6 protein-coding genes are annotated in these 7465 nt (G+C 54.2%); 4 read left to right on the forward strand and 2 right to left on the reverse strand.

The annotated features are described in order from the left end of the window. Window positions 1–153: 153 nt before the first annotated feature. The 3 genes from HQL76_17785 to HQL76_17795 are packed head-to-tail and all read left to right on the forward strand — an operon-like array spanning window position 154 to window position 2634. Complete coding sequence (locus HQL76_17785; protein ID MBF0111019.1) at window positions 154–1110, forward strand: glycosyltransferase; 957 nt, start codon at window positions 154–156, stop codon at window positions 1108–1110. Then, window positions 1067–1477 (forward strand): hypothetical protein, encoded by a 411-nt coding sequence (locus HQL76_17790; GenBank protein MBF0111020.1) that lies wholly within the window; start codon window positions 1067–1069, stop codon window positions 1475–1477. The genes HQL76_17785 and HQL76_17790 overlap by 44 nt, the downstream gene beginning before the upstream one ends. 44 nt (window positions 1478–1521) lie before the next feature. Continuing rightward, window positions 1522–2634, forward strand: coding sequence for a trypsin-like peptidase domain-containing protein (locus tag HQL76_17795; protein ID MBF0111021.1), 1113 nt, complete (start codon window positions 1522–1524; stop codon window positions 2632–2634). A gap of 21 nt (window positions 2635–2655) precedes the next feature. Here the strand turns inward: HQL76_17795 and HQL76_17800 are convergent, their stop codons facing one another. After that, complete coding sequence (locus HQL76_17800) at window positions 2656–4455, reverse strand: hypothetical protein (protein MBF0111022.1); 1800 nt, start codon at window positions 4453–4455, stop codon at window positions 2656–2658. A gap of 224 nt (window positions 4456–4679) precedes the next feature. Between HQL76_17800 and HQL76_17805 the strand changes: the two genes are divergently transcribed. After that, complete coding sequence (locus HQL76_17805; GenBank protein ID MBF0111023.1) at window positions 4680–6044, forward strand: hypothetical protein; 1365 nt, start codon at window positions 4680–4682, stop codon at window positions 6042–6044. Between the two features lie 32 nt (window positions 6045–6076). Here the strand turns inward: HQL76_17805 and amrS are convergent, their stop codons facing one another. After that, window positions 6077–7141, reverse strand: coding sequence for an AmmeMemoRadiSam system radical SAM enzyme (gene amrS / locus HQL76_17810; protein ID MBF0111024.1), 1065 nt, complete (start codon window positions 7139–7141; stop codon window positions 6077–6079). Between the last annotated feature and the right edge of the window lie 324 nt (window positions 7142–7465).

The raw sequence follows: 7465 nt of genomic DNA on the forward strand, positions 1-7465 counted from the left end.
AACAAAGTCAAAACCCTGGGGGCAATCCCCCAGACCCCTTTTTTCTTTCAATAATTGAACCCAGAGGGTACCTGGGCAGTTACAGATTTTCTTCATCAACATTGAAAGAGGCGCATCGTTGCGATCAACAATACAATTGGGAAGCAACAACTCATGGAACCATATAGTGTTCTTTCAGCACGGAATTCATGTATCGGGGTGTTTGCTCACAACGAAGAAAAGAGGATTATACGTGCCTTGGACTGCATTGAACTCTGCCTGAAAGGATTGCAAGTACCCATCACGGTATTGGAAAACGGTTCTTCCGATAACACTCTGGCTGTGGCAAAGGCCTATGCCATGGATCGTCGCCATGTTCAGGTCATGAGTCTGGATATCGGCGACAAATCCAATGCCTGGAATCATTTTGTCCATGCCTTGGATCCCGTGCCGGAAGTGGTATTTTTCACCGATGGCGACTGCTGGGTGCAACCCGACAGCTTGCAACAATTGTATCGAACCCTTTGTGAACAGCCTCAAGCCAATGCGGTGTCCGCCATTCCATGCACGGGCCGTCATCGCCAACAGCAGATATCTTATATCGTCAAGGAACATCAATTGGTGGGAAATTTGTATGCCTTGCGTGGCACCTTTGTGGAACGCATTCGGCAACAGAACATCTTCCTGCCCGTGGGGTTGATCGGAGATGACGCTCTGGTCTCGGCTTTGGCCAAGTGGAATTTATCCCCTTTCAAACATGGCTGGAAAGATGAATTGGTTGTGGCCAATATCAATGCACAGTTTGGTTTCGACAGCCTGTCCCCATGGAAGAGGAAAAACTGGCGCACTTATTGGAATCGGCGGGTACACTACAGCCGAAGAAAATTTGAAAACATCATGCTGCGTCGTCTTATCGGCATCAAAGGCGGCCTTCATGGTATTCCCAGGCATATCCAGGAGACCTATCATCTCTTCGAACAAACGTGCAAACCCAAGTACCGTGGTCTGGAAGGCCTGTTCGAATGGGTGGCCGCACGCAAGATAAAAAAATATGTAACTGCCCAGGTACCCCCAGGGTCAAGAATTATTGAAAAAAAAAAGGGGTCTGGGGGATTGCCCCCAGGGTTTTGATTTTGATTTTTATTTTCCACGCGCCATTTCACCCGAAGCGAATTTCCGCGTGATTTTTGCGGAAATTCGCGTAGGCGCGCGCCTTGGTCCCGATCTTTTCGCGATTTTTGCGAAAAGATCGGGACGCATTGCAAGTTTTCATGCAAGGCGTTTTCCCTTCTTCGCAAAAACCGCGAAGAAGGGGAAACCAAGGCGCGCACCTGCTCTCGCAAAAAACACGCGAGAAACCGCTTCGGGTGAAGTGGCGCGTAAAAAACAAAGTCAAACCCCTGGGGGCAATCCCCCAGACCCCTTTTTTCTTTCAATAATTAAACCCTGGGGGTACCTGGGCAGTTACAAAAATATGGTAATAAATAATTGGCAATAACTGTTTATTATCATGATCATCAACCGCTTGATACTTTTTTTTCAATGGCCACTCCATCCTTATCCGTGCGTATGTTTATCTGGGCTGTGTTGTTGTTTCTTTTCATGCAGCTTTTTCAACCTGTTCTGCACCATTTTTCGCCCGGAACGAAGGGTGAACCGCGCACCGTGACACCACGGGGCGATCTGGCGGAGGATGAAAAAAGTACCATTGCCTTGTTCAAGATGGTTCAACCTTCGGTGGTCTACATCACGACCATCCGGCATGTACGGGATTTCTGGACCCGTAACATCATGAGGGTTCCCAAGGGGACCGGTTCAGGGTTCATCTGGGATTCCCAGGGCCATGTCGTCACCAACGATCATGTGCTGGAGGATGCCCAGGAGGCCCGGGTAACCCTGGCGAATCAGGAAAGCTACGACGCGATTCTGGTAGGGACAAGCCGGGAACATGATCTTGCGGTGTTGCGGATCGATACCGGCTTCAATGCCCCGATTCCCGTACCCATGGGAACCAGTCACGACCTTCTGGTCGGACAAAAGGTGTTTGCCATCGGCAATCCCTTTGGTTTGGACTACACCTTGACGACAGGGATCATATCCGCCCTGGATCGAAGCATCGACAATGAGGTTGGCGGCAGCATCGACCATTTGATTCAGACCGATGCCGCCATCAATCCTGGCAATTCCGGCGGTCCCCTGCTCGACAGTGCCGGTCGTCTCATCGGCATCAACACGGCCATTTACAGTCCCTCGGGATCCTATGCCGGAATCGGTTTCGCGGTTCCGGTCGATACCGTCAACAGCGTCATTCCCGTCCTCATTGCCAAGGGGCGTTACCAAAAACCCTCCCTGGGAATCACCGCCAACGATGAAATCAGCACAAAACTGTTGGCCCGCTATCAGGTCACGGGCGTTCTGGTCCTGGATGTCGCTCCGGGGTCGCCGGCGGAAAAGGGGGGACTGCGGCCAACCCGTATCCTCGGAGACCGGATCATTCCCGGAGATGTCATTCTTGCGCTGGATGACCGCCGACTGGAGTCGGTTGAGGATTTGCAACAGAGTGTTTCGGAAAAACCGATGGGAGCGTCGGTGCTGCTGACCCTGTGGCGACAGGGGGAAACGGTCAAGGTTGCCATCACCCTGGGGGGGGCATGATACGCCGGTTGCCCGGGTTTTTCAGTCCAGGGCCCTTTGTACGACCGATGGCTTGTTGAAGCGATTTTTCAATTTGGCGATCGGGGTGAATTCCGCCGCTTGCAACAGAGAGACATTCTTATGCCAACCAAGAAAGTTTTCCCCTTGTTGCGATGACACATGAAAGTAATCGGGTGTCCAGGCGATCCATTCCCCAGTTTCGGCATGGGCAAAAAAGGAAAGGCGCATTTTTCCGGAGGTGATCTGATACCAGTTGACGGTACCATCGAAGTGGGCGGCAATGACGTATTTGCCATTGTCGGTAATGTTCAAGGCTCGGACGGGACTGCCCAGGTTCAAGCGCCAGCGAGACACCCCCGACTTATCGTAAAGAACCAGAAAATTGTGGGTGCTTGCCACGAAAAATCGTTCATCCTGGGCGACGGCAAAACAGGTGATTTCTTCATTGTTCGGTGTGGTGATCGTCCGGCCATCGACCTCCAGATTCAGGGTGTCGTTGACCATCATCGAGGACAACTGGAAACTCGCGGAACGTCGTTTCGGGACCAGAAATCCCTGTGATGACGACTTGTTGATGGAAAATTGCAGCTTCTCCAAGGAAAACGTGCCATGCAGGGAGTTTTCCGGGGTCATCGGAAAAGAAATAGTTTTTCCCGAAGGGGAAATTTTCAGGAATCCCCGGCACTTTGGAAATACAATGTTGGGATAGCGGCGAACGTTTCCCAGGAATCCCTGTGCGTCCGCCTGGCCCAGGGCGTTGGAAAGGGAGGTGAACAACACCCCGCCACTCTTGAGGGAGAGAATGAATTGGATGGCGGTATCGGTAACGGGAAGATCGATGAATTCACCTTTTCCCGTGCTGTCTGTTTGTCCGGCGTTGCTCCACCAACGGATCATCCTCTTGAATCGAACCGAATGAGTCCCCGCGCCATAGAGAGACGTTCCATCGGCGGACCAGGCCAGGGCGCCCAGATGACCCGTGACGCCGGTCATGTCGGGCAGATACAGGAGGTCCAGATTTTTTGCCGAGAAAACAGAGACAACCGGCTTTCCAAGAAAGGAAACGGCAATTTTCAGTTCGTCGGGTGAGAACAGGGCGGCATGGGGTTGCATCGATGGTGGCAACTGTTTGGCGGCCTGAAGGCGAAACGTGGCATCATAGAGCCTGAGTTTGCCATCGTCGCTCGTGGTGATCACCCTTCCGGAACGCGAAAACCGCACCCATGAGGAATGGCCGCCATAGTTGCCATCTCTGGCGACCCGTTGCCCATTGTTGACGCGAAAAACCCGTAACCCGCCCCCGTTGGCCATGACCGCCGCCAGATATTGTCCATCCGGAGAAAAAGCAAGGTCCAGAATGGGCTGGGGAAGCCCGGTGATGCGCATCGGCATCTTGCCATCGAAGGTATTGAACAGGTAGATGCAATAGGCCTGGATCCAGGTATTGCAGGTTTCCCCCGCAACCGCGATGGTGCTTCCGGAACGCAAAACCGCCACAGCGTGAAGCCGTCCCTCGTTTCCCTGAACCATGGGGACCCGAATGGCTTTCCACATGTTCAGGCTGGGAAGTTTCCAGATTCGGACCGTTTTGTCGCGAGAGATCGTCGCCACCAGTCGTTCGTCACGATCCATGGCCATTTTTTGAATGGGATCCGAATGCATTCCGGGATCCAACATCAGGATGGGCGTTGCAAAATCGACCGCGAAGGCGGGTATCGAAACAAAAAAGACGATCCACAGCCAGACATGAAAAACCATATCCGGCCTTGCGTGCCGGACCGGGGAACCCATTGGGGCCGTGGCGCCCATGAACCGGTTCACGGAATTTTCCCTGGAAAAGTCATGAACCACCCCTGGCCTCCGGGAAGAGTGCCTGATCGTGTTGCATGGATCTTAAGATTTCGATAAATTCGGAAGCGTAATCCATGATGGCGCGGAAAACAAGTGTTTCTCGCAACCTTGATCCAGGAGTCAAAGTCGATCATTGTGGAGCGTTCGTCCTTTCATCCCCGGCCTCGGGGCGTTCATCTCTTGAAGGAACAGCCATGTTTTCCACCGGCGGACTGCATATCGATCAGGCCCCTCCCCTGAATCTTCCTTTTCGTTTTTTTGCCACGGCGCCCTTGTTTTTGTTCATGGCTGCGGTTTCGTTGGTGTTTCATGGGTCCGACCTGTTGATCACCCCCCTGGCCCCCGAGACGATCGCCACGGTCCACCTGGTGGTTCTGGGGTGGATCTGCATGGTCATGTTCGGGGCCATGTATCAAATGATTCCGGTCCTGGCCGGTCTGCCTGTCCCCTGGCCGCGGTTGGCGCCCTGGGTCCATGGACTCTTGACGATGGGGGTCGTCACCCTTTTTCTGGGTCTGGCGACCCGGATTCATCCATGGATGCTTCTCTTTGCGTCGATGGGACTGGGCGGAGCCGTTCTTCTGTTTGTCGTTCCGATCCTGACCGCGCTTTGGCGGGCCCCGTCGCGCCATCCGGCGGTCGTGGCCATGCGGATGGCTGCCGTCTCCCTGTTGGGCGTCCTGACGTTGGGAGGTATTTTCCTTGGCGAATATGCCCACGGTTTTCTCGATCTGGACCGCATGGCCCTGTTGACCACGCATTTGATCTGGGGACTCTTCGGGTGGGTTGGCACCCTGATCATCGGCGTGTCGTTCCAGGTGTTGCCAATGTTCTACATGACCGGGGAAATCCCACGCCAGAAGGCAGGACACATCCTTGCCGGCCTGGGTCTGTTTCTCATCGGACAACCCGTGGCACTCTATTTTGTCCATCCGGGGCAATGGTATTTCTGGTTGCCGACGCTGCCTTTCCTCTTCGCCCTGGTGACTTATATCGTGCAGATGCGTCTCATGCTGCGCGGGAGAAAACGGAAAATGATCGACCTGACCTTCCGTTTCTGGCTCCTGGGATTTGCCTCGGGTCTGGCCGCTCTGCCCCTGGTGCCGCTCTGGCCCTTCATGGACGCGGATTGGAGTCGTTTTTTGTTCGGAGGATTGTTTCTGTTCGGCTTTGCCTCTTCGATCATCCTGGGAATGCTGTACAAGATCATCCCATTTCTGGTCTGGTTTCATCGTTTCAGCCGCCTGGCGGGCCTCGTTGACATTCCCATGATGGATGATCTGGTTCCCCCAAAGGGACTGAAATGGCAATTTCCTGTCCATCTGTTGGTGGTGGTGGGTGCGGTTCTGTTTTTCGTCAGCGGTTGGGAACCGATGTCCTGGTTTCTTGCGGCCATGTTGGGCATCGATGCGGCGCTTCTCCTGCATACCCTGTGGTTCGCCTTGGGGCACAAGCCTCCCCAACAGGAAATTCTTCCTGATTTCGCCTCCTTCTTCAAAGATACCTCCTGGATGAAACCGCCCGAGGCGCCGAACCATTCCATCACCGATGAAACGTAGAAATCCGGATTTTTCACCCGGTGTGGTTTTGCTCAGGTCCCGGGTGAAACGGGAAGGCGCCGCGCCCCCCAGGTTCCGGGTCGGGCCTCGAAGACGCCCCGGCAGGCGGTATTGCAGAAACGACATCGTCCTTGCGGATCAAGATTCCAAGCCCCCAGTGTATAGCCCTGCCGTTCGATCAACAGATGGTCGCATTCATGGCAGTAGGTGCTGCCCCAATGACGATCCCGAACATTGCCGGCATAGACATGATGCATTCCGTTCTTCCGGGCGATTTCACAGGCGCGGACCAGAGTGGCATGTGGTGTCGGCGGAAGGTCCCGCATCTTCCAGTCGGGATGAAAGGCGGAAAAATGAATCGGAACTCCGGGACCGAGGCGGGAAACGATCCACTGCGTCAGGGCATCCAGCTCTTCATGAGAATCATTGGCTCCGGGAATCAAGAGGGTGGTCAATTCGATCCACACCCGCGTTTCACGGACCAGGTATTCCAGAAGTTCGAGGACCGGTTGCAAGTGTCCGCCGCACAATCGATGGTAAAACGCCTCGGAAAAGGATTTCAGGTCGATATTGGCGGCATCCATGGACCCAAACAAACGCTCGGCAGGCTTGGGGTTGATGTATCCCGCGGTCACCGCCACCGAACGGATCCCCGCTTCGCGACAGGCCAGCGCGACATCGACGGCGTATTCGAGAAAAATAACGGGATCGTTATAGGTGTAGGCGACACTAACACTCCGGGAAGCGCGGGCCATCCGGGCGATTTCCTCGGGCGAGGCGCGATGCGACAGGCGGTCCAGGTGGGCCGATTTGCTGATGTCCCAGTTCTGACAAAACTTGCAGGTCAGATTGCAACCCGCCGTGCCGAACGAAAGAATCGGTGTTCCGGGAAGAAAATGATGCAGCGGTTTTTTTTCGATGGGATCGACGCAAAATCCGCTGGAGCGGCCATAGGTGTCGAGCATCATGGTGTCGCTGGCGCGGGAACGAACAAAACACACCCCCTTCTGCCCCTCGGACAACCGGCAATGGCGTGGACACAGATCGCACTGAATGCGACCATCCTCCACCCAATGCCAATAGCCAACGTTCATCATGCAGGCCTGTCTGCGTTCATGATGGTCTCCGACACCGCGACCTCCGATTCCTCGATCCTCGGCGCCATTCTATTCTATTTTTCGAAAATGTGTCACTGCCCAGGTACCCTCTTGGTTCAATTATTGAAAGAAAAAAGGGGTCTGGGGGATTGCCCCCAGGTTTTTGTTTTTGACTTTGTTTTTTACGCGCCATTTCACCCGAAGCGAATTTCCTCGGTTTTTGCGGAAATTCGCGCAGGCGCGCGCCCTGGTCCTGGTCTTTTCGCGGTTTTTGCGAAAAGACCAGGACACATTGCAAGTTTCCATCCTGCAATGCGTTTGCCC

Source organism: Magnetococcales bacterium (assembly GCA_015228815.1).
Classification (GTDB): Bacteria; Pseudomonadota; Magnetococcia; order Magnetococcales; family UBA8363; genus UBA8363.